This is a genomic window from Planococcus salinarum (assembly GCF_007004625.1).
Classification (GTDB): Bacteria; Bacillota; Bacilli; order Bacillales_A; family Planococcaceae; genus Planococcus; species Planococcus salinarum.
In genome coordinates, this window is record NZ_VIFV01000008.1 from 1 (window position 1) to 21,866 (window position 21,866).

Here is a 21,866-nt window from a genome sequence, read left to right on the forward strand (position 1 = left end):
GTTTTTCGTGTATTCTTGTCCATGCGTGAGTCCTTTTTAGTGGATTTGGACAGGAACTACCTGACCTTTCCATTATAAAGGACTTTTTCTTTTGGTTTTTGCCAGTTTTCGAATGTTTTATGAATTCTTAATCTTCAAAATTAATTAATACAACAGCAGTGATATAAATTGAACTAAAGGATTTTACTTTGCATACCGCTTCGGCGCTTAGGACAGTGCAAAGATTATGCTCCTGCGCAAGCTCGTCGCAAAGGAGGCGCTAATGCGCTCCTTGGCTCCCGCAATAAGCCGAGAAAAGCACTCGTCTTATTGCTTCGCCCAGTCCTAAGCCGCGCCTTTGCTGAGATAAATTTCTAGAGATGGGAAGAAGCAGCGAAGCGATGCAAGGGTAGAGACAGGAGCACTTCTGTGCTCTTCGCCGCCTGCCGCTTCATTTTGGTTTTGTGTAGAATTGGGGTGTCTGCTTCTGGAAGCAGAATTTAACGGTTATTCCTTTATAGAGATCAATCTGAGATATGAAGCAAAACAGCGACGACGCCCAGGGGACCAAGCGCAGTGATGAGATCCACTCGGGCGAAGTGCAACGAGACCGAGTTAGCTAAGAGTTGGCCGTAGCTTGCAAGGCCGGCTCTTTGCGACGAAGCTAGCGCAGCGATGCAGGAGCACGGGTTTTTGCAAGCCCCCAGGCAAGCGGAGCTGTTTTGCGCAATATCGGTTTTAAAACTCTTTGGTTTTAAAACTCTTTTATATAGAAGAAACCCGGAAGAAACCCGGAAGAAACCCCTAAAGTGACAGTCACCCGTAAGACATGTAATATTCCTGAAATCTTTTTGAAACTATACATACCACTCATCCGTCTATATAATGAGCAATGAATCAAAAAAAGTGAGCTGATAGTATTGAACAGACGAATACACGCTAAGAACAATAGAGCACCCCAGAAAAAAAACTGGCTGGTTTCCATCTTCACGGTGCTTTTCCTTGCAGCAATCGCCACAGGAGTTTACTTGATCCTCTCGCCACCCGAACAGCAGTCCACGCAGGAATCCCTGGAAAAAACCTCATTCTCTGAACGGGAATACCAGGGCGGAGGCGGCATCAGCGTCCCCGTAATAGAAGAAAAAGAAGAACCGGATCCAATCGAACCGGGTACGGTCACTGACCAGACACCACCACCCGAACGTGAAGAAAGCGAACCTGCGCCGGACGATAGCGCCGAAGAGCCGCAGGAAGACAGCGCCCCAGTCACGGAAGAGGAAGAAGTAATCGAGGAACAACCTGCTGAAGCCCTTGTAACTGTCCCGGAACCTGACCTGTCGTCAATGATCGCCAACGCCAAAACCTACGTCTACACAATCTACACAGACCTTGATCAGGGCTCAGGATTCCTGTTCAACAATAAAGGCGACATCCTCACCAACGCACACGTCGTCAAAGACTCCCAATACGTCACGGTTAAAAACAGCAACGGCCAGGAATTCAACGGCCGCGTAATCGGCATCTCCAAAACAACTGACATTGCCCTCATCCGCGTAACAGACATCGCCGGGAAACCGCCGATGGACATGGAGATGCAACAGGTGCCGGTGGATACAAAAGTATTTGCACTTGGCAGTCCCGAAAACATCATCAACACATCGACAGAAGGCGTCATCACCAATACTGGGATGAGCTTCTACGATGGATACAAATACGAAGACTTGTACGAAATGACCGCCAAGATCAAGCAGGGATCGAGCGGAGGACCGCTGATTTCAGCCGAATCCGGCAAAATACTCGGCATCAATTCCATCGTCCTGACGGATAACCCGGACATCGGCTACACGATTCCGATTTACTCCGTCAGCGGCCAGCTGCAGGAATGGGCGAACAACCCGCTCACGGCAGACGGCGAAGCCTTCCAGCCGGAAATTCCGGACGCATTCTTTGAAGAAGAAGCGCTCCGCGGATTCATCTCGGATTTCTACGAGCTGATTCCATACTCGCTGAACGACGACGAAATCGGCTATTACAAATTCTTCCTGCTGCCCGGCAGCCAGGCTGAAATGTTCGGCACCGACATGGTGGAAGACCTGAAAGAGGAACAGCGCGTATTCCAGGCAGTCGATCCGGTTATTACAAAAATCGAAATCGATGACAATGAAGCCTATGTCACGGCTGGCGCCACTTTCAAATTCCATGACCAGGAAGACGACAAACTTGTCTCCATCAGCCATGCGGTCGTCTACACAATCGTCATCGACCGTTTCGGCGATTACCAGATTTCGGCCATCAACAACCAGGACCAATAAAACTTGCGCCGGGGGCACCAAGCCCGCCGGCGCTCTTTTTATGCAGAGTTTCACCATTAAGTAGCAGGGGAATAAATAAACTCTGTGAGCCCAATTTAGAACTGAACATACATAAGACTCTTCGGCGTTAGAGACATCTTTAAAGATATGAAGCAAAACAGCGAAGAGTTGACCGAAGCCTGCGAGGGCGACTCTTTGCGACGAAGCAGCGAAGCGATGCAGGAGCATATGTTTTTATTGACCGAAGAAACCGTGCTCATGTCTCTGCATCGCTGCGCTAGCTTCGAGACATGAAAGTGCGTCGCAAAGGCATTATCCTCGCAGGCGTTGGCTAATGCCTGCGAGCTGTTTTGCGGAATATCGGCTACTATAGAATACTATTCACACTTATATATAAAATTGAAATCCCCCTAAAGGAGTCTCCTATGGCAAAACGACACGATTACATGGACTGGCTCCGGGTACTGGCAATTTTTGCGGTAGTCGGCGTACATACGGTATCAAAAATCATAAACTCCGGACACACGGACCAATGGGAATGGCAATTCGCCAACGCGATCGATTCCGCCATCCGCTGGTGTGTGCCGGTATTCTTCATGCTGAGCGGCGCATTGCTGCTGAACATGAAGAGGCAGGACCCAATCGGCGAATTCCTCAAGCGGCGCCTCCAGAAAGTCCTCATTCCGCTGATTTTCTGGAGCGGCGTCTACATCGCCTACAAAATCTTCGAACAGGGCGAATCCTATACCTTCGGCGAAATGCTCGTGCTGTTCTTCACCGACGATGTCTATTACCACCTCTGGTTCATGTACGTCATCATCGGCCTGTACATCATGGCACCGTTTCTGAAAATACTCGTTCAGAACATGGACCAGAAAACGTACCTGTACTTCCTGGGGATTTGGTTCTTTTTCGCGGGGCTCGTGCCGTTCGTCCAAAAAATGTACGGCTTCGAACCGGCGTTTGACGTCGGCTTGTTCCAGCCCTATATCGGCTATTTCCTGCTGGGCGCCTATCTTGTGCGCTACCCGCTGCCGAAAAAGACGTTATGGCCGCTTCTGGGCCTGTCGGTCATCGCCTACCTGGCAACCGTCTACGGCACGCATAACCTGACCGACCGGAAAGGCGAACTCGACGAATTCTATTACGAGCATTACCGCCCGACTCAAATGGTGATTACCGTCTTCATCTTCACCTTATTCCAGCAGCTCGGACCGCGCCTGAAACCGAACCGGCTCATCACGCAGCTCAGCCTGGCAACACTCGGCATTTACGTCATCCACCCGCTGGTGCAATTCTATCTGAACAAATTTTTCGGCATTAACGAAACCATCGTAAACGCGTTAGTCGGCGTGCCGTTTGTCTGGGTCCTGATCTTTGTAATTTCCTTCTTCATCGTCTGGGTACTGAAGAAGATGCCGGGCGCCAAGCACATAATACCGTAAAAGGTGACAGTCACCCACACAATTCCCGCACAATTCACTTTTCGCCATAGCGGGGGCTGGCAGCCAGAAAAAAGCCGATGCAGAGAAATCACTCTGCATCGGCTTTTTTTAGTTACTGCATAAGGTTGGACAATCTTTTCATAAGTAAAGTCTAGTCAAGCTGGCCATTCAAATTTACCAGGACACTGTACAGCAAATAATACCCTTCGGCGCGTGTCAGTTCACGCTCGCTGTCAACGCCGCTGTGGATCGTTTCGTCGATCAGGCCGAGTTCGAATGCCTGATCCCACGGGTTGGCGGAAACAGCTTCCTCGCTGAACGCTTCCACCAAATAAGTGCCCGCAGCTTCGCGCGTCAGCAGTTCTTCCGCCGACGTCACGCTGGCGGTAATGTCCGCCAATTGCGTACCGTATTGCTCGTTCAGGCGATCATCGGTATGAATCAACCCGGTACCCAAAGTTTTCAGGAAGCCGAGTGCGCCCTGCGGCTCAGCGACTTGCAGGTCGTTGTCATAGCCGCCGAATGCCAGGCCGTAATCCATCAAATACTGAACTGCACCGTCGAACCATTCTCCTTCATAAGGATAGTCGATATCGAAATGTTCGACTAATGCGCCCTGGTCAGCGAGCGTCGTGCGCAACTGTTCGATGCCTTCTTCGCTCTGGGACAGTTCACGGAACGTGATGTCCGCTTCGATCGTCTGTGCCGCCGCTGCGCCGCCAGCCTCTGCCGCGGCCATGCCCGTAGGAATGATGCGTGCGCTGCCTGCAGCGAGGGAAGAGTAGCCCGCCGAACGGCTGACCACCAGAATGTTGTCGATTTCAAGCGGCACCAGTGAGCGGAAAGGAACCGCGTACTGGACCGGGCTTGATAACACGTACCCGTAATCGTTTACAGACGTTGCCTGCACATCGACCGGATAGCCGCCGAAGCCGATGCTGTCCCAGTGGTCGGCATGCGTCCAGATATCAGACATTTGGAGAATGTATTCAGCTTGCATATGGCGAGTTTCGCGCACATACATCTCATCAGGGAAACTCGCGATTTCCGCATTCTCAAATCCTGGGAAGTTTTCGCGCAGCCACTTCACAATATGCTCCGTTTCGCGTATGCCTCGTTCAAGGCCTTCCGCTTTGGATTCTTCATCCAAACCATCCACGCCGAAAATCTGCAAAGCGTTAATATAGTACTGATCTTCATCGCCCGGTACGCGCACCAGGTTCAATCCGCGGAGACGCGTATTTTCTTCAACTGCCGGATACGTCGTGTGCAAGTCACCGAAGCCCCATGCCACAATCGGTGTCACTGCGCCGTAGCCGAACACTTCATCTTCCGCCGCCTGTTTAACGCCATCCCAGTCAAGCCCCGTTAAGTGGATCATCGGCGTCACCGACATCAGCCGATCCTTCAAGTTGATATCTTCGCCGCCAATATAAAAGGGAGCACCCGCAGCTGCCGCAAAATCAGCATCCTGCGTCGCGTCGATGAAACGCTCGCCGCTGACTGTGGAAACGCCATTTTCATTCTCCAACTCCACTCCGGTCACGGTGCCGTTTTCGACAATCGCCGAAGTGAAATCCGTCTCGAGCGCCAGGGTGATGTTCTCTTCATCTGTCACCAGCTTCAAAAACGCCGCCTTGGCCAGCTCGATATCATACGAACTGCCACCGCCGACAAGCTCGTGCCACTCCTTGAAAATCCCGGCAACCGCACTGTCGCCGCCGATGCCCTGCACCATATCGATAAAGTTCAGCATGCCGAACGTCATCAGCCCGCCGAGCCCGTCGCGCCGCTCAACGAGCAGCACCGAAGAACCGTTGCGCGCCGCGGACACCGCCGCTGCGACGCCTTCCGGTTCGCCGCCGATAACCACGACATCGTACTGTGCTTCCAGCTCCGGAATTTCTTCCGGTGGCTGGTACTCCTCAACGAGCGTCTTCTGCTCCGTACTCTGTCCGCCGCCATTCTCGCTGCTGACATCGGTCTTGTAAAAATAATAGGCAGCCGAAACCCCTATGCCCAGCAAGAATGCCAGAATCGCCGTAATCATAATAATCTTCTTCAACCTAAAACTCCCCCTATGTACTTCTGTTAAAATCTTGCTGAAACTATTCAATACTAGGGATAAGTATACTATGAATTGCAAACTATTTGTAAAAAAAGCCCCATATTTAGTAAGAAAATTATGTCTGGTGACAGTCACCCGCGCAATTCCCGCACAATTCCATCACCCGATCGGAACGCAAAAAAAAAGACACCCAATTGAATGGATGCCTCACCGTACTGTATGGAACTTAGCGTCTGAAGCTGTGGAATTTCGGGCCCCAGTAAGAATCGCTCAAGCTTCTGACTTCCGCTTTCGCGCCGCCGGAGTGGACGAACTGGTTATTGCCGATGTAGATCCCGACGTGGGAGATGCCCGGACGGTACGTGTTCGCGAAGAACACCAGGTCGCCGACTTTCGGCGTCGTTACTTTATCCGTCTCAGCAAACTGAGTCAGAGTCGTGCGTGTAAGGTTCTTGCCGTTTTTCTTGAACACGTATTGCGTGAATCCGCTGCAGTCAAAGCCGGCTGTCGTCGTGCCGCCGAATTTATACGGCACGCCGCGCAGGGACATGGCAGTTGCAACGAGTGCGGAACTGGATGCCGTGCTGGCAGCCGGCGCTGATACTTTCACCGTCGATTGGGACAGCAGGGAGCTGAGCACCCAGCCGGATTTGCCGTTGGCGTTAACTTTGAACCAGGTCTGGCTGCCGTATTTCTTCTGGTGCGTCGCCGTTACTTTCGTGCCTTTGCTGACGGTGAAAAGCCGTTTATTTTGAATGCCCGCATCGGAGCGGATATTTGAATTGTATTTAGCAACAAATGTCCCGGATTTCGCGGACGCCAGTGAACTGGAAACCTGTTGAACCGACTCGGTGGCTGGTGCAGGTGTCGGCGTGTGCGCCCCGGCTGTTGTAACCGTACCTGTAAAGATCAATGTGCTTGCGAATAAAGTGAAAAATAGTTTTCTCATAACTTTTCCCCAATCGTATGTGTGATAGCCATGTCTAGTTGTTGGTAGGTTTTTGATCTACTTTTACTATATATAGCAGCGACGACCAATACAACGTCAGTTCTATTGCAATAACATTACATTTATATATCAGTATAACTCTAAATATTCAAAAAATTTACTTGACACCTAATAAAACCTCATTAAGCCCATTCCAACAGTCATACGAAAGACCTGAAAAGCTATACAACAACCAAATGCATACTTGCACAAAAGCGAATCATTATAATAGGAAAGTACCGAAAGGAAACCGGCATAATGTCGGACACCCTGTATCCACGCAGGGGACTACCATCCGTCCCAGTCAAAAAAACGACAAAAAAGAACCCTCCAAAAGAGGGTCCCAAAATCACCGTGCCTATACCTGATCGACCTCAGCTTCAACTTCAACCTTTTCCAGCAATCCACACACCCGCTCATAAATGCGGCGGCAGTTGTCCTGGTCCTGGTACTTGATGATGCCCGAGATATCGATATCGAAATTCGCGAACTCGTGGTTGATGCGGTCTTCGATAATGCTCACCAGTTCCTCCTCGTGCGTCGCAATCCCGCCGATGAACGTCTCATCAATCGGCCGCAGGATGCCGCGTCGGAAAAAGCGCTCCACATCGAAATGGTAATAGACCACCGGCTTATCGAGCAGCGTAAAATCGAAGCTCACACTGCTGTAATCCGTAATCAGCAGAGCGTGGCGGATCAGCAATTGCTGCACGGTCGCCGAGCCGAGCGGGATAAACTTGATGCGCTCGTGGCTTTCCCGGACGTCCTTCTGGAAATAGTTCTGCGCCCGGTAATGCGGATAGAAATACAAATTGATCCGGTGCTCGTCCAGCAGGCTGACCAGTTTCTCGTTCTGGATCAGGTTTGTATACGCCAGATAATACTCACTCGCCAAAAACTGCTCGTCCGTATTGATCCAGTCGCGCCACGTCGGCATCAGCAGGATGTCCCGCGGTGGCTCGGTCTGTACGAGGCGGTCGAAACGCGCCAGCCCCGTAACGGCCACTTCCTCGTCGGAATAGCCCATCTCGTCCATGACGACGTCCTGTTTTTCGGGCTCGGAACTGACGATGAACAAATCGAACGGCAGCTCGTAATTGCGCTTGTGATACTCGACATTCTTACGGCCGAGGACGCCGTGCTGCAGGAAGATCTTTTTCGTGTTCTCGTAGCCGAAAAAGCCGCGCGCCGGTTTATACGGCAGGATGTTTTCGAAATCGTGTGTGCACAGCAGCACGCCCGCGCGGAACGCCACTTCGAAATGTTCAGGTGAACCGAACACCAGCACGTTCGGCACGTCCCGGATCGGTTCGTAATCGAGGCTGTCTTCTTCAATGACGTAATACGCTTCGACATCCGTATGGTTCGTCAGCCACTGGAACAGCACGATGCCGTTGTCCTGCGCGGTGTTGCTTCGTTCGCCGACCAGCCAGACGTTCGGGTCTTTGGCCGCCACATCGTCCGGCACACGGATAGCCGCCGGTATGGTGAACGTCTCGATCTTCAGATTATCGAAAGGCGTCGTCGTAATCATGAAATGATGCTCGTTCTGCTCTTCATCCCGCAATACTTTGTAGCTGTAGAAATTGTCTTTCCGGTAATCGGCTTTCCGGTACTTGATTTTTTCCTTGCGGATCACGTCACCGTCTGCATTCTCGATTACTACAAAAAAGTCGAAGATCGTCTTTTCTTTGCTCTTCAGGCCGATCAGGTCCCAGTCCTCCAGGTCGATCGTGAAATTGCCCTGGATCGGCACCTGGTGTGATTCCAGCGACAGCCGGTCTTCCAGCAGCAGGTAGGACGTCGCTTCGACAAATTCGTCCGTCGATCCGATCATGCCGTCTAGCCGGAAGCCATCGATGTCATTGACTGCGCGGCGCAGCTTCGGTTGCGACAGCTTCACCCCGAGCGATTTGTCTTTCCGCTTATAGAAACGCAGCTTCACATACTGCGAATCGGCGATCACCTTGAAGCGCACAGTGGTCTGGGCCAGCTGCTGGGCATCGAGCAGGAATTGTGAAACTTTCGGTTCCGTACTCTGCTGGATGAGGAAGAAGCGCTTGGCGAATAGAGTTGAGTACAGATCCGCCAACGGGACTTCCGTATGGAGCGAGCCCTCAACCTTTTGGAGTGGGTACGTCTGGTTCCGGCCGCTTTTCGGGTCATCCAGGTACAGGGCATATTCCGCTTGGGGCGAAAGCTCCTGGGCCGGCAGGGTCACCGAAATACGGAAGAAGCGGTCTTCGACATTCTCGATGGTCAGTTGGTCCGGCCGCACAGCGTTCGAGTGAACCTCCAGGTAGAACGCTTTGCCCCGTCGAATCGGCCAAATCCGGTTCCGGAGCGACGTGAACGAATTGACGTTCTGGGTCTCTGCACGCAGGGGATGCAGCACTTCGTCCATCTCGACAAACAGGCGCCAGATGCCCATCGTCAGCTCGGAAAAGTCTTCGATGGCTAACATGCCAGACGTTGCATCATATGTTGCAGCCAGGATTTTGAACTGTCGGTTTTTGAACGCGTACAGCTTCACTTCCGCGCCGCTTTCGAAGGAGGTGTCGTGCCAGTTGAGCCGCAATGTATTGTAAGCCGAATCCGCAACGGTGATCGGCACATCCCGGCCGGTAAACCGGAACTCGGAAAACCGGCTGCTGATCGTCAGGGTCTTCTTGACCCGCGTCGTCAGGTAGCGTTCATTCACCATGACGCTTTCATTGAAGTCTCCGTCTTTATAGGACGAATGCTCCGTCAGCCAGACAGCCTGGTTGTTGATGTAAACCTTGACCTTCGCGCCAGTCTCGATTTGATCCAGGTAGGCCAACGGAACGAAAATCTTCAATTTGGTGCGTTTTGTCAGTTCCGCATCAACGGGCAGCTGGTCCTCGTTGTTCAGAAACTCCGCCCGGACCTTCCGAATCAGCAGGAATTTACTCAACTTGAATTCAAACACCAGATGCTCATCCGTCAAATAGTGTTTTTCCACCTCCACTTTCTTTATCAAATAATTCCTTACCCGCTTCAACGTTCTGGATCCTATCATCAGTCTCTCTCCCCATAAACAAATTTCAGCATAAAATCAAATACGTATACCTCACTATAAACCAAAAGCAGCAGAATCGAAAAGATTTCCAATAGACAAAAATGAAAAAACCCCCGTATTATCAGGCAACCCAAATACTTACAGACAAGTTGATGTCAATAAACGAATAAAAAAGCAAAAAAATATCGTATAATGTGCTAAAAAGACTAGTAAAATAGACTGTAAGCAGTTATACTTAACTACAGATGAAATAAAAGGACCAAACTCACATAATATAACCAGAAAGTGGGATGAGAAATATGCACCCTTACCAGGAATACATAGAGAAACTGGAAGCCAAATACAACAAAAGCGTCGAAGAAGTGATCCGCGATTTTTACATCGACCAGGATGAAGGACCATCTGTCACAGCCAGAGAACTGGGCATCCCGCGCAAGGCGGTACTGCATTTTATCTACGAATATAACCTGCGTCCGATCAAGCACCAAAATATAAAAAAAAAAGAAGTAGCCTAGAGCGGTAAGTTTTCTGCTGTGCTGCAAATATCACGCCAACTGCTCCCAAACGTCATGCAAGATGACCGGTGGGGCGGTTTTTTTTGTCTCCCAGATGAGGCAAGGGGAGAAGGGCGCGCTGTTGATGCGGAAAGTTGGGGGGAAGATACACCCCGGCGCAAGACACAAATGTCCCTCAATTTGTGGCTTGCGCGTTACCGTCCCTGTGTCGGACTCAAATGTTCCTCAATTTGTGACCGACACAGGGACGTGTTCCCGACGCTCGTATCTAAAATAGGCGTAAAAAACGAACAACACCGCACTTGAACTGCGTCACTTGAACTAATCACTAGGCAGGGGGAAGAGCCAAAACCAACACCACCGAATAACCTCTTTACTCAATCCCCTTCCGCTAAGGACAAACCTGTCGCTGTGTCCCTGTGTAATCCACAATTTGGAAAACAATTGAGTCTTACACAGGGACGAAACAGTCAGAGCCACAATTTGAGGGGCAATTGTGTCTCTGCCAATATCCAAAAAACCAGATCATCCCCAAAAAAGGGGGGGAGGAGAGGCTCACCGGTGCAAGACACAAATGTCCCTCTAAGAGAGTATGGGTTAAGACCATGCTCCTGCATCGCTGCGCTGCTTCGTCGCAAAGAATTTGCCGAATTTCTTTCGGCAAATTCTTCGTTACCGACCCTGTGTCGGACTCAAGTAAGAGAGTCGTCTGCAAATTTGCTCCTGCGAGCTACGCTCTACGTCGCAGAAAATCTCCTGTACTGCTTTCTCAGTACAGGAGATTTTTGTGTCCGACACAGGGACGTGTTCCCGACGCTCGTATCTAAAATAGACGTAAAAAAAAGAACAACACCGCACTTGAACTGCGTCACTTGAACTAATCACTCAGTAGGGGGAAAACAAAACCAAAACCACCGACTAACACCTTTACTCAACCCCCTTCCGCTAAGGACAAACCTGTCGCTGCGTCCCTGTGTAAGCCACAATTTGGAAAACAATTGAGTCTTACACAGGGACGACAGAGGCAGAGCCACAATTTGAGGGGCAATTGTGTCTCTGCCAATATCCAAAAAACCAGATCATCCCCAAAAAAGGGGGGAGGAGAGGCTCACCGGTGCAAGACACAAATGCCCTTCAATTTGTGGCTTGCACGTTGCCGACCCTGTGTCGGACTCAAATGTTCCTCAATTTGTGTCCGACACAGGGTCGTGTTCCCAATCCCCCTACCTAAAACAATCCAAAAAAAAGAGTGCTGCAGGACTTGAACTGCAACACTCTCCCTTCTACATATCCAAATGCGCTTTCAAAGTCGTCTGAATCTCGTTCAGCTCGTTCTCATCCATCATGTAATACCAGACGCCATCAATCGTTTCCCCGTAGCCGTCTTCCACAATAATCTGGTCAACCTGGCCCACTGCAGCGCTGTAATTCTTCTGGACATCCCGCATTTCGCTGAACTCCATATTCGTCCGCACATTGTCGCCAAGCGCGTTGAAAATATCCTTGTAATTCAGCAGGCTGTTCACTGATGCGCCTTCACGCATAATGCCCTGGATCACCTGCTTCTGGCGGTCCTGGCGTCCAAAGTCGCCGCGCGGGTCCTCTTTGCGCATGCGCACATAGCCAAGCGCTTCGTTGCCGTCCAAATGGATTTCGCCTGCCGAATACCCGTCAAAAGCCATCGGGCTGTTCACCGTGACGCCGTCAACGGCATCCACAATATCCTTGAAGCCTTCCATATTCACCTGCACCACATAATCGATCGGAATATCGAGCAGGTTTTCAACCGTTGCCATCGACATCTCGATGCCGCCGAATGCATAGGCGTGGTTAATCTTATCCATAATTCCTTTACCAATGATTTCCGTGTACGTATCCCGCGGAATCGACACCATCTTCGTAGTCTCTTCCTGAGGATTCACCGTCAGCACGACCATCGTATCCGAACGGCCACGATCTCCTTCACGTTCGTCGACACCCAACAGCAAAACAGAAAACGGATCTTTATCTGCCAGCTTTACTTCGTCGACGCGCATATCCGAAACCGGCCGGTCGATCGGTTCATGGATTTCATCCATGGTGGTGGAAAAGCTGTTGTAGACGCTGAACAGGTAAATTCCGACACCGATGGCAATCAATCCGAGAATTCCGACGATCCACGGCCATTTTTTCTTCTTCGCCTTCTGGCGGCTTCTTTGCATGTTGGTTCCTCCGTTAGCTGCCGGTGAAATAAGCGATCAGTGCATTCGCCCACGTTTCGGCACCTCTGTTATTGGGGTTGCTGTCTTCTGTCAAATAATCCTTGAGAGTCAAATCTTCCGTGGACGGCCATTTCTGCCAATGGTCAATATAGGCATACCCCTGAAATGCTGCAAATTCCTCGAGCGCCAGTACCTGTGTCCGGTAGAACTGCGCGCCGTAAATCGGCTGCGGCGGATGCAGGACCAGCACGGCATCGCTTTCGGCACTCAAAACTTCACCGAATACATTTTGGATATGAAGGTGTTCTGTCTCGATTTCAACTCGTCCGTTGTTCTTCAGCGTGAAAGGTTCCAGCAATACAACGTCGTAGCCGGCGGAAAGTTGCGGTCCGCTCATCAGGAATTCCTCAGAGGTGCCATCAAAACTCAGCCGTTCCGTTTCGACAAATCCGCTGTAGGAGCTGTCCAGCGCGTCGGCCAGCAGTTCACCGTAACCCGGCTGTCCGTCGTCCATCGCCTGGGAGCCGACAATCAGCAATTCGACCCTTTCATCCTGTTCTTTCCTATTATAAAACAATTCCTGCACCTGTTCATCCATTTCGGCCGTCAGCCGTTCCAGGTCGATGTCTTCCGGTTCATCTGGCGCAGCCGCTGTTTCCTGTTCGGTTTCTTCTGCCGGAGCAGCGGCGGTTGCAGGTTCGGCAGGCAAACCTGCCGTGGCAAGTTTCTCTTTCCAGGAGGTGTAGCTGAAGAAGAGGATGACGCCGCATAATATAATACTTGTTGCGATACTTAGTTTTTTCAAAACAATAATGGCTCCTTCCCAAGTGACAGTATATATAAACATAAGATAGCATAAATCAGCCTATTAGCCTAGGAATCTTTTATATATTTGAAGTTAACATAGTCGCAGATTATGCTATACTAACATAAGTTGTTTAAAAAAGACCCTAAAGGAGCTACCACTTTAATGGAAGAAACTATCAGTTTACAGGATCTCTTCAGGACGATCCGCAAGCGTATTGGCCTTATCGCCTTACTGACAATCCTGGCAATCACGATCGCCGGTGTCATCTCATTCTTAGTGCTGACGCCTGTCTACCAGTCGTCGACAGAGATTCTCGTCAACCAGAGCCCGACAGAAGCGGGGCAATTAACGAATCAGAACATCCAAACCGATTTGCAATTGATCAATACATATTCCGGTATCATCAAAAGTCCGGCTATTTTGGATGAGGTTTCTGCAGAGATTGGTGAAGGACTTTCCACAGGTCAACTTATTGGTAAAATTACAGTAAGCAATGCTAATCAATCTCAAATAGTTAACATAACCGTTCAAGATCCTAATCCTGCCTTAGCAGTAGAAATCGCAAATACAACTGCAACTGTATTTGAAGAGAAGATCCAAACGCTTATGAATGTTGATAACGTTTCAATTTTATCTTTAGCTGTACTATCAGAAAATCCGGCACCGGTCGCACCGAACCCGATGCTCAATATGGCTATCGCGGCAGTTGTCGGCCTGATGCTCGGCGTTGGCATTGCGTTCCTGTTGGAATACCTCGATACATCGATGAAAAATCAACAGGACATCGAAGACATTCTGGGACTGCCGTTGCTCGGCATCGTTTCCCCGATTGTGGAAAAAGCGGAACTTGGACCGGACAGCAAAGCAGCATCAAGAAGAAGGGCGGGGTAAAGAATGGCCAGAAAGAAAAAAGTTCTCCAACAGACAGCACGCAAGCTCATCGCCTATACGACACCCCGTTCCTTTGTCGCGGAACAATTCCGCACGCTGCGGACGAACATCACGTTTTCTTCACCGGACGCGGACATCCGCACGATGGTCGTTACGTCTGCCGCACCATCCGAAGGGAAGTCGACAACGTCGGCAAACCTGGCGGTGGTTTTCGCTCAGGAAGGCAAGCGTGTTTTGCTGGTAGACGGCGATATGCGCAAACCGACGACCCATTACACGTTCCACACCGGCAATACGACCGGTCTTTCAAGTGTCCTGACACGGCAGACCACAGCGGAAGAAGCGATCCACTCGACAGCGGTAGAAAACCTTGACCTCCTGACGTGTGGACCGATTCCGCCTAATCCGGCCGAATTGCTGTCTTCCAAATCGATGGACACTTTGATCCGCCAGTTGACCGGCATGTACGACCTGGTGATTTTTGATGCACCGCCTATCCTATCGGTCACGGACGGGCAGATCCTGTCGAACAAATGCGAAGGCACCATCCTCGTCATCAACTCCGGACACACGGAGAAGGAAATGGCGCTGAAAGCGAAAGAAGCGATTGAATCATCAAACAGCCGGATCATCGGCGCGGTTTTGAACAACTTCGTCCTGCCAAAAGACAGCAGTTACTACCAATATTACGGCGCCACGGAGTAAAAAGAGGCCACTCTTTTTACTTTTTCTTTTGTGAAGAATAGGGAATAGTTGGAAAATATTTTTAAGAATATTCTATATGTAATACTCTTATATACCGCTTCGGCGCTTAGGACAAGGCTCCCGCAATAAGCCGAGAAAACCACTCGTCTTATTGCTTCGCCCAGTCCATAGGCGCGCCGGCGCTAAGAGAAGTCTCTGGAGATATGGAGCAAAACAGCGAAGAGTTGACTGAAGCTTGCGAGGGCAACTCTTTGCGACGAAGCTAGCGCAGCGATGCAGGAGCACGGGTTTTGTTGACTGAAGCTTGCGAGGGCAACTCTTTGCGACGAAGCTAGCGCAGCGATGCAGGAGCACGGGTTTTGTTGACTGAAGCTTGCGAGGGCAAATCTTTGCGACGAAGCATGAAGCGATGCAGGAGCACATGTTTTGCGGAATATCGGTTATTACATAGAAGAAACTCAATATAGAAGAAAATAAATTCAGAAACGAAACTTTACGGTCGAATAAGGAGGAACACCAAGTGATTGATACACACGCACACATACTTGCCGGTTTGGATGACGGCGCACAGACGATGGACGAAACGAAAACGCTGCTTGAAGAGGCAATAGCGGAACAGCTTACCGGCATCATTGCGACGCCGCATGCTTTCCATCCGAATTTCCGGACAGATCTGGCAGCATTGCAAAAGCAGCTGGAAACGACACGGCAGTATATCACGCAACAAAACCTGCCGATCAAACTTTACAGCGGACAGGAATGCCGTCTGACAGAAAAACTGCCGGATCTGCTTGACGAAGGCAAGGCGTTGACACTGGCGGATTCCCGCTATGTGTTATTGGAGCTTCCTTCTTCCGGGGTCCCGGCCTATACCGTGCCAATCATCCAGCAGCTGATCGCCCGCAATTATGTGCCGGTCATTGCCCATGCGGAACGCAACCAGGGCATTATCGAAAAACCCGAACGGCTGAACCGGCTGCTGCTTCACGGAGCAATGGCACAGGTGACGGCCGGCTCCGTTTCCGGCCATTTCGGCAAAGCGATCCAAAAGACGGCATTCGACCTGATTGAGGCGAACCTGATCCATGTCTATGGCTCGGATGTCCACAGCATCGATCAGCGGCCATTCCATTTCAATGCCGGGCTGGATCTGCTGGAGAAAAAGAACCTGCATGAATATGTCGATATCTTCCTGGAAAACAACGACCGTATCCTGTTGAATACGAACCTGCACGTGCTGGAGCCGCAGACTGTCGAAAAGGGAAAATGGTGGAAATTGTTTTCTTGATATAATAGCAAGGAATTTGGTGGGACTTTTGATTTAGAATTCCATCGTTTTAGTCGATGGGCTGAAAATGCGTAGCGTTTTCAGCCCATTCTAATATTTTTACCCTATAATCGACATAATCCGACATCGACTTAGGCTATTAGTCGTGTTACGATTAACTAAGTTTTTGTGAGATATTACCTCTTTATGCAAAAACTATTATTCCACGACAGAAAAGAGCGATACTATGACTTTGAAAAATCGAACATCTTTGCTTGCAACGGTGGATTCGCTGATCGTCTTTTTCTCGATTTTTATCGGTTACTTTCTCCTCCACCCCTGGGTCAATCCCTTCGAAAGCAATTTCCTGATAGCAAGCGCCGTTACGATTTTCACCGCCCATCATGCCTTTGCCACTTATTTCGGCCTGTACCGGAAAGTGTGGGAGTATGCTTCGATCGGTGAATTGATGCTGATTTTCAAAGCGGTGAGTTTTTCGATACTGGCTGTAGGCCTCGTACAATTCGTCTTTAAAGGCGATGTGCTTTGGCGCGCTCTGATAATTACGTGGATGCTGCATCTCCTGCTGATCGGCGGCTCAAGGCTGTCATGGCGCATTTTCCGGGATTCCAGCTTTAAGATCAAGACGGACGGCCTGAAACCGACGATGATCATCGGCGCGGGGCAGGCCGGACAGATGGTCGCACGCCAATTATTGGGCAATCCCGAAAACGGCCTGGTGCCGGTACTGTACCTGGATGATGACGCGAAGAAGCATGGCTATGAAATCCACGGCATTCGGGTGGCGAACGCCGGAACCGATGGGATTGACAAAATTATTGAAGAAAATGAAATTGAGCGCATTATCGTAGCGATTCCGTCGATGAGCCGGCAGGAAAGTGCAGAGCTGATGAAGCGCTGTGTTGACACGGGCATCCATACCCAAACGATTCCGATGATTGAAGACGTCATGACCGGAAAAGTATCGGTAACGGATATGCACGACGTGAAAATCGAAGACCTGCTCGGGCGCGACGAAGTCCAGTTGGATATGGATATGATCGCCAACCAGTTGAGCAGCAAAACCATCCTGGTAACAGGGGCCGGAGGATCGATCGGCTCGGAAATCTCTCGCCAGATCATGCGCTTTGGCCCGAAGAAGCTCTTGCTTCTCGGGCACGGGGAAAACTCGATTTACCTGATCGACATGGAGTTGCGCAGGAACCTCACGCCTGATACCGAAATCATCCCGGTGATTGCGGATGTCCAGGACCGGGAGCGGATCTTTGCCATCATGGAAGAATACAAGCCGGATGTGGTCTATCACGCAGCGGCGCATAAACACGTTCCTTTAATGGAAGGAAATCCGATGGAAGCGGTCAAAAACAACATCTTCGGCACGAAAAATGTCGCGGATGCCGCACATATCAGCGGAGTGAAAAACTTTGTCATGGTTTCCACGGACAAAGCCGTTAACCCCCCCAATGTCATGGGCGCGACAAAACGTTTCGCCGAGATGCTGGTCCAAAATCTGGCCAAGCGCAGCGACACGAAATTCGCAGCAGTCCGATTCGGCAATGTGCTTGGATCAAGAGGCAGTGTCATTCCTCTATTTAAAAGACAAATTGCAGCCGGCGGGCCCGTTACGATTACGGATTCCCGGATGACGAGATACTTTATGACGATACCTGAAGCATCACGGCTTGTAATCCAGGCAGGGACGCTTGCAGAAGGCGGAGAAGTCTTCGTCTTGGATATGGGCGAACCGGTCAAGATTGTTGACCTGGCCCGCAACCTGATTCGGCTGTCCGGTTATACAGAACTGGATATCCCGATTAAAGAGACAGGCATCCGACCGGGTGAGAAGCTGTTCGAAGAGCTGTTGAATGAAGACGAAGTCCAAAGCGAGATGGTGTTTCCGAAGATTTATGTCGGGAGGGCGAATCCGGCGGCCGAGCTTGAGTTGATGTTGCTAATGGAGAAGCTCGGTGAGATGAACAATGAGGACGTTAAAGAAATACTGATTGGGTTGGCGAATCGGAAGAATGTTGAAATGACAAAAAAAGAATTATTGGCAGCAAACAGTAAATAAGTTGTGAATAATATTACCCCGAGGGCAGGAAGGATGTATCTCACCATGGACGAAAGAATATTTTTGTCATCGCCTCATATGAGCGATGAAGGTTACGAGCAACACTTTGTGAAAGAAGCATTCGATACAAACTGGATTGCTCCTCTTGGGACAAATGTTGACGGTTTTGAATCTGAACTGGCTGCTAAAGTGAGATCCAAAGCCGCGGCAGCATTAACTTCAGGAACGGCGGCAATCCACCTGGCATTAAAAGCTGCAGGTGTCGAAAAAGACGATATCGTTTTTTGTTCAACGCTTACATTTTCTGCAACAGCAAATCCAATTATTTACCAAAATGCAATTCCTGTTTTTATCGACAGTGATTATGAAACGTGGAATATGTGTCCAAAAGCATTGGAAGAAGCATTCGAAAAGTATCCGCAGGTAAAAGCGGTGCTTTTAGTTCACCTATATGGTTTATCGGCAGATATGGACCAAATTACAGCACTTTGCAAAAAATATAATGTTGCTTTAATTGAAGATGCAGCAGAATCCCTAGGAACTTACTACAAAGGCCAGCATACAGGCACTTTTGGGGACTATGGGATTTTCTCATTCAATGGCAATAAAATCATCACCACTTCCGGTGGGGGAATGCTTGTATCCAATGATGAAGAGCGCATTACAAAAGCGAGATTTTGGGCAACTCAGTCAAGAGATCAAGCAAGACATTACCAGCACAGCGAGTTGGGGTTCAATTATCGGATGAGCAATGTGGTTGCCGGAATCGGCAGAGGTCAACTTAAAGTGTTGAATGATAGAGTGGCGAAGAAAAATTACATATACGACTTTTATAAAAGAGAACTTAGCAATCTTGAAGGTGTGAACTTCATGCCAAACAATGACTGGGACCAGCCGAACTATTGGTTAAGTGCTATGACGCTGACTGGAAAGGTCCGACCGGTCGATGTGATGGATGCTCTCGAGAAAGAGAATATTGAATCGAGACCAGTATGGAAGCCGATGCATATGCAGCCTTATTTCGAGAAATATGATTTTGTCGGAACGGATGTTTCGGAGAGATTGTTTGAGACTGGGGTTTGTTTGCCGAGTGATACGAAGATTTCGGATGAGCAGTTGGAGAGAGTTGTGGAGATTATTAAAGGGTTGTGGGAGTAAGTATGGAAATGAACAAAGGCGGTATATATAGAAGGTTTTTCAAGAGGCCGATGGATTTTATTCTTTCTTTGATAGCGATAATTGTGCTTAGTCCTGTATTTCTCATTGTAGCCCTTTTAATTAGAACCAAGCTTGGAAGTCCGGTTTTGTTTAGGCAGGAGCGGCCAGGTTTGAATGAAGAGGTATTTGAGATGTATAAGTTTAGGTCGATGACGGGTGAGAAGGATGAAAATGGCGACTTACTTCCAAATGAAATGAGACATACGAACTTTGGAAAGGTTTTAAGAAGCACCAGCCTGGATGAATTGCCTGGGTTATTTAATATTCTTAAAGGTCATATGGCAATTATAGGCCCTAGACCTTTATTAGTGGAATACTTGCCACTTTATAATTCTGAACAAAGAAGAAGACATGATGTTAGACCAGGATTATCAGGACTCGCACAAGTCAAGGGACGAAATACCATAACTTGGGAAAAAAAATTCGAATATGATATTCAATATGTTAATAATATTTCCTTTTTATTAGACGCTAAAATCATCTTTGAAACTATATTGAAAGTTTTTAAAAGAGAAGGCGTTAATAACAGTAGTATAGTAACGATGGAAAGGTTCAAGGGAAGCTCAGATAGCAACATGTAAGTCCAGTTCGAGAGGAAGTAGTAAATTGGAGAATAAAGATATTTATATCGTTGGCGCTGGTACTTATGGCGAAGCAATGTATGAGCTTGCTGAGATATTAGGATATAAAATTAATGACTTTTATGATGAAGACGAGAGTAAGCTCCATAATTTAATTATGGGAAGTAAAGTCATTGGGAAATTCTCAGACCTTTCCGCTCAAGAAGTAAAGAATAAACAGTTTATTGTCGCTATAGGAAACAATGAAGTTCGATACAACATCATGAGTAAGATTAATGAACTTGAAGGAATAACACCGACTTTAATTCATCCAGCAGCTTTTGTTAGTCCGAGTGCTGAAATTGGAAAAGGAGTTTATATTCAAGCAAATGCTTATCTATGGACGAAAGTAAAAATCGATGACTATTGTATTATTAGCCCCGGAGTTGTTATTGCACACCATACCTCTATAGGAAAAGCGTGTCTGATTTCTACTTTGACAGGAGTAGGCGCTTCAATAAAAATCGGTGAGAAAGTTTTTATCGGCATGGGATGCATGATTGTTACAGGTATATCCTATATAGTTGAGAGCTCAATAATTGGAGCCGGAGCTGTAGTAATAAACAATATTCATCGAAGTGGAACATATATAGGAGTACCAGCTAAAAACGTTAAACAAAGATCAATATAGGCTGGATTAGCTAAATTTGGGGGATGAACAATGGGGGAATTAAAAATAAGAACAAAAGATTTGATCTTGTATAACGCATATTTTCTAGTTAAACAAGACTATAAGCTTTTAAATGAACAAATAAAATATATTAAAACAAAAAGCAAAAAGAGCTATATTTCTATAATTTTAGATATGATGAAAGGTGCTTTGAAGAGAGGGATAAGTTATTCGGATTATTGTTATCTTCAATTCTACTCTAAAAATAATGATGAGAGAAATACATATATTGGTACAGCAGAAATATATGAATTTCAAAAAAAAATGAATGATAAATCGGTTGTTAAGCACCTAAATAACAAAATTTTATTTAACGAAAAATTTAAAAAATACGTTAAGCGAGAATCTATAGATGTTAGGCATACAAATGATGAAGAATTCAACGAATGGCTAAAGAATAAAGAGATCCTTATTGCAAAGCCGAGCGAAGGAACAATAGGTGGCGGAATCGAAAAAATAAACTTGAAGAACTTTAGGGATTCGAAAGAAATAAAAGAGTATTTAAATGAAAGAAAACTAGACTTATTAGAAGAATTTATAGTTCAAAATAACGAAGTAAGCAAGCTCAATCCGGACTCGGTTAATACAATTAGAATAATTACAGTACTAGATTCAAGTGGGAAAGTAAATATTATAGATGCTGCTATAAGAATGAGTGTTGGTAAAGTTGTAGATAATTTTAATGCTGGAGGAATTTCTGCGCCGATTGATGTAAAAACCGGAAAAATAATTGGCCCAGCAGTAAGTAAAGATATTAAAGATGAGGAACTATATTATAACCACCCAAAAACAAAAGAAAAATTAATCGGATTTCAGATACCACATTGGGGTAAAATTTTACAGACTATAGAAGACGCATGTTACGTTGTTCCTGAAGTTAGAACTGTAGGGTGGGATATTGCAGTATTAAAGGATGGAGTTTTACTGGTTGAAGGAAATCATAATTGGTGTAAGTGTCATTATCAACAATCATTTAGAGAAGGTAAAAAAGAGTTGATTCTATCCTATTATGATAAATAAATTGATATGTTTAGAAATGCCATATAT

At 48.0% G+C, this 21,866-nt stretch carries 16 protein-coding genes; 11 read left to right on the top strand and 5 right to left on the bottom strand.

Features of this window, described 5'->3' with window-relative positions; genetic code table 11:
• Positions 1-899: 899 nt before the first annotated feature.
• Together DIJ65_RS06460 and DIJ65_RS06465 are read left to right on the top strand one after the other, a co-directional pair.
• Positions 900-2,291 carry a S1C family serine protease gene (locus DIJ65_RS06460; RefSeq protein WP_142836475.1) on the top strand — a complete coding sequence of 464 codons (1,392 nt, stop codon included), beginning with the start codon at positions 900-902 and terminating at the stop codon, positions 2,289-2,291.
• Positions 2,292-2,716: 425 nt separating this feature from the next.
• A complete protein-coding gene (locus DIJ65_RS06465) occupies positions 2,717-3,736 on the top strand; it encodes an acyltransferase (protein WP_117300442.1) in 1,020 nt (339 codons plus the stop codon).
• Between the two features lie 151 nt (positions 3,737-3,887).
• On the opposite strand, the gene DIJ65_RS06470 is transcribed toward DIJ65_RS06465, so the two are convergent.
• From DIJ65_RS06470 to DIJ65_RS06480, 3 genes are all read right to left on the bottom strand, one after another.
• On the bottom strand, positions 3,888-5,801 hold the full coding sequence (locus tag DIJ65_RS06470) for an FAD-dependent oxidoreductase (RefSeq protein WP_117300440.1): 1,914 nt from the start codon (positions 5,799-5,801) through the stop codon (positions 3,888-3,890).
• Positions 5,802-6,030: 229 nt separating this feature from the next.
• Entirely contained in the window at positions 6,031-6,753 is a 723-nt protein-coding gene (locus DIJ65_RS06475) for a C40 family peptidase (RefSeq protein ID WP_117300438.1), read from the bottom strand.
• Positions 6,754-7,150: 397 nt separating this feature from the next.
• On the bottom strand, positions 7,151-9,832 hold the full coding sequence (locus DIJ65_RS06480; RefSeq protein WP_117300436.1) for a CDP-glycerol glycerophosphotransferase family protein: 2,682 nt from the start codon (positions 9,830-9,832) through the stop codon (positions 7,151-7,153).
• Between the two features lie 299 nt (positions 9,833-10,131).
• Between DIJ65_RS06480 and DIJ65_RS06485 the strand changes: the two genes are divergently transcribed.
• On the top strand, positions 10,132-10,347 hold the full coding sequence (locus DIJ65_RS06485; RefSeq protein ID WP_117300434.1) for a hypothetical protein: 216 nt from the start codon (positions 10,132-10,134) through the stop codon (positions 10,345-10,347).
• Between the two features lie 1,283 nt (positions 10,348-11,630).
• On the opposite strand, the gene DIJ65_RS06490 is transcribed toward DIJ65_RS06485, so the two are convergent.
• Positions 11,631-12,548, bottom strand: coding sequence for an LCP family glycopolymer transferase (locus DIJ65_RS06490; protein WP_117300432.1), 918 nt, complete (start codon positions 12,546-12,548; stop codon positions 11,631-11,633).
• 13 nt (positions 12,549-12,561) lie between these two features.
• Positions 12,562-13,353, bottom strand: a complete 792-nt coding sequence (locus DIJ65_RS06495; RefSeq protein ID WP_117300430.1) for an SGNH/GDSL hydrolase family protein — start codon at positions 13,351-13,353, stop codon at positions 12,562-12,564.
• Between the two features lie 165 nt (positions 13,354-13,518).
• Between DIJ65_RS06495 and DIJ65_RS06500 the strand changes: the two genes are divergently transcribed.
• The 8 genes from DIJ65_RS06500 (at position 13,519) to DIJ65_RS06535 (ending at position 21,839) form a co-directional block, all read left to right on the top strand.
• Positions 13,519-14,247 (top strand): YveK family protein, encoded by a 729-nt coding sequence (locus DIJ65_RS06500; protein ID WP_117300428.1) that lies wholly within the window; start codon positions 13,519-13,521, stop codon positions 14,245-14,247.
• A gap of 3 nt (positions 14,248-14,250) precedes the next feature.
• On the top strand, positions 14,251-14,952 hold the full coding sequence (locus tag DIJ65_RS06505; RefSeq protein WP_117300426.1) for a CpsD/CapB family tyrosine-protein kinase: 702 nt from the start codon (positions 14,251-14,253) through the stop codon (positions 14,950-14,952).
• A gap of 520 nt (positions 14,953-15,472) precedes the next feature.
• A complete protein-coding gene (locus tag DIJ65_RS06510) occupies positions 15,473-16,240 on the top strand; it encodes a tyrosine-protein phosphatase (RefSeq protein WP_117300424.1) in 768 nt (255 codons plus the stop codon).
• 226 nt (positions 16,241-16,466) lie between these two features.
• On the top strand, positions 16,467-18,311 hold the full coding sequence (locus DIJ65_RS06515; protein WP_117300422.1) for a polysaccharide biosynthesis protein: 1,845 nt from the start codon (positions 16,467-16,469) through the stop codon (positions 18,309-18,311).
• 45 nt (positions 18,312-18,356) lie between these two features.
• On the top strand, positions 18,357-19,469 hold the full coding sequence (locus tag DIJ65_RS06520; RefSeq protein WP_117300420.1) for a DegT/DnrJ/EryC1/StrS family aminotransferase: 1,113 nt from the start codon (positions 18,357-18,359) through the stop codon (positions 19,467-19,469).
• Positions 19,470-19,471: 2 nt separating this feature from the next.
• Entirely contained in the window at positions 19,472-20,110 is a 639-nt protein-coding gene (locus DIJ65_RS06525; RefSeq protein ID WP_117300418.1) for a sugar transferase, read from the top strand.
• A gap of 25 nt (positions 20,111-20,135) precedes the next feature.
• Entirely contained in the window at positions 20,136-20,780 is a 645-nt protein-coding gene (locus tag DIJ65_RS06530) for a NeuD/PglB/VioB family sugar acetyltransferase (protein ID WP_117300416.1), read from the top strand.
• A gap of 30 nt (positions 20,781-20,810) precedes the next feature.
• Positions 20,811-21,839, top strand: a complete 1,029-nt coding sequence (locus tag DIJ65_RS06535; RefSeq protein ID WP_117300414.1) for a sugar-transfer associated ATP-grasp domain-containing protein — start codon at positions 20,811-20,813, stop codon at positions 21,837-21,839.
• The last annotated feature ends 27 nt before the right edge of the window (positions 21,840-21,866 follow it).

Bases quoted from the DNA above. Each gene is read 5' to 3' on its own strand.
- DIJ65_RS06465 (WP_117300442.1), top strand. From the start codon at position 2,717: ATGGCAAAACGACACGATTACATGGACTGGCTCCGGGTACTGGCAATT.
- DIJ65_RS06475 (WP_117300438.1), bottom strand. From the start codon at position 6,753: ATGAGAAAACTATTTTTCACTTTATTCGCAAGCACATTGATCTTTACA.
- DIJ65_RS06480 (WP_117300436.1), bottom strand. From the start codon at position 9,832: ATGATAGGATCCAGAACGTTGAAGCGGGTAAGGAATTATTTGATAAAG.
- DIJ65_RS06485 (WP_117300434.1), top strand. From the start codon at position 10,132: ATGCACCCTTACCAGGAATACATAGAGAAACTGGAAGCCAAATACAAC.
- DIJ65_RS06490 (WP_117300432.1), bottom strand. From the start codon at position 12,548: ATGCAAAGAAGCCGCCAGAAGGCGAAGAAGAAAAAATGGCCGTGGATC.
- DIJ65_RS06500 (WP_117300428.1), top strand. From the start codon at position 13,519: ATGGAAGAAACTATCAGTTTACAGGATCTCTTCAGGACGATCCGCAAG.
- DIJ65_RS06505 (WP_117300426.1), top strand. From the start codon at position 14,251: ATGGCCAGAAAGAAAAAAGTTCTCCAACAGACAGCACGCAAGCTCATC.
- DIJ65_RS06515 (WP_117300422.1), top strand. From the start codon at position 16,467: ATGACTTTGAAAAATCGAACATCTTTGCTTGCAACGGTGGATTCGCTG.
- DIJ65_RS06520 (WP_117300420.1), top strand. From the start codon at position 18,357: ATGGACGAAAGAATATTTTTGTCATCGCCTCATATGAGCGATGAAGGT.
- DIJ65_RS06525 (WP_117300418.1), top strand. From the start codon at position 19,472: ATGGAAATGAACAAAGGCGGTATATATAGAAGGTTTTTCAAGAGGCCG.
- DIJ65_RS06535 (WP_117300414.1), top strand. From the start codon at position 20,811: ATGGGGGAATTAAAAATAAGAACAAAAGATTTGATCTTGTATAACGCA.